This is a genomic window from Staphylococcus sp. EZ-P03 (assembly GCF_003344575.1).
GTDB lineage: Bacteria > Bacillota > Bacilli > Staphylococcales > Staphylococcaceae > Staphylococcus > Staphylococcus simulans_B.
Map to the genome: position 1 here is coordinate 1 of NZ_QPMO01000050.1, position 1,593 is coordinate 1,593.

Here is a 1,593-nt window from a genome sequence, read left to right on the forward strand (position 1 = left end):
TTTTATGGAGAGTTTGATCCTGGCTCAGGATGAACGCTGGCGGCGTGCCTAATACATGCAAGTCGAGCGAACAGACGAGGAGCTTGCTCCTCTGACGTTAGCGGCGGACGGGTGAGTAACACGTGGGTAACCTACCTATAAGACTGGAATAACTCCGGGAAACCGGGGCTAATGCCGGATAATACATGAAACCGCATGGTTTCATGATGAAAGACGGTCTTGCTGTCACTTATAGATGGACCCGCGGCGTATTAGCTAGTTGGTAAGGTAACGGCTTACCAAGGCAACGATACGTAGCCGACCTGAGAGGGTGATCGGCCACACTGGAACTGAGACACGGTCCAGACTCCTACGGGAGGCAGCAGTAGGGAATCTTCCGCAATGGGCGAAAGCCTGACGGAGCAACGCCGCGTGAGTGATGAAGGTCTTCGGATCGTAAAACTCTGTTATTAGGGAAGAACAAGGATGTAAGTAACTGTGCATCCCTTGACGGTACCTAATCAGAAAGCCACGGCTAACTACGTGCCAGCAGCCGCGGTAATACGTAGGTGGCAAGCGTTATCCGGAATTATTGGGCGTAAAGCGCGCGTAGGCGGTTTCTTAAGTCTGATGTGAAAGCCCACGGCTCAACCGTGGAGGGTCATTGGAAACTGGGAAACTTGAGTGCAGAAGAGGAAAGTGGAATTCCATGTGTAGCGGTGAAATGCGCAGAGATATGGAGGAACACCAGTGGCGAAGGCGACTTTCTGGTCTGCAACTGACGCTGATGTGCGAAAGCGTGGGGATCAAACAGGATTAGATACCCTGGTAGTCCACGCCGTAAACGATGAGTGCTAAGTGTTAGGGGGTTTCCGCCCCTTAGTGCTGCAGCTAACGCATTAAGCACTCCGCCTGGGGAGTACGGCCGCAAGGCTGAAACTCAAAGGAATTGACGGGGACCCGCACAAGCGGTGGAGCATGTGGTTTAATTCGAAGCAACGCGAAGAAACCTTACCAAATCTTGACATCCTTTGACAACTCTGGAGACAGAGCCTTCCCCTTCGGGGGACAAAGTGACAGGTGGTGCATGGTTGTCGTCAGCTCGTGTCGTGAGATGTTGGGTTAAGTCCCGCAACGAGCGCAACCCTTAAGCTTAGTTGCCAGCATTAAGTTGGGCACTCTAAGTTGACTGCCGGTGACAAACCGGAGGAAGGTGGGGATGACGTCAAATCATCATGCCCCTTATGATTTGGGCTACACACGTGCTACAATGGACGGTACAAAGGGCAGCGAACCCGCGAGGTCAAGCAAATCCCATAAAGCCGTTCTCAGTTCGGATTGTAGTCTGCAACTCGACTACATGAAGCTGGAATCGCTAGTAATCGTAGATCAGCATGCTACGGTGAATACGTTCCCGGGTCTTGTACACACCGCCCGTCACACCACGAGAGTTTGTAACACCCGAAGCCGGTGGAGTAACCTTTTAGGAACTAGCCGTCGAAGGTGGGACAAATGATTGGGGTGAAGTCGTAACAAGGTAGCCGTATCGGAAGGTGCGGCTGGATCACCTCCTTTCTAAGGATATATTCGGAACAGTTTCGCTAGAAACTGAAA

The 1,593-nt window shown here is 52.0% G+C and carries 1 rRNA gene; it reads left to right on the plus strand.

From position 1 onward, the window contains the following. The first annotated feature begins 1 nt into the window (after position 1). A 16S ribosomal RNA gene (locus DVJ99_RS12900) occupies positions 2 to 1,554 on the plus strand. The last annotated feature ends 39 nt before the right edge of the window (positions 1,555 to 1,593 follow it).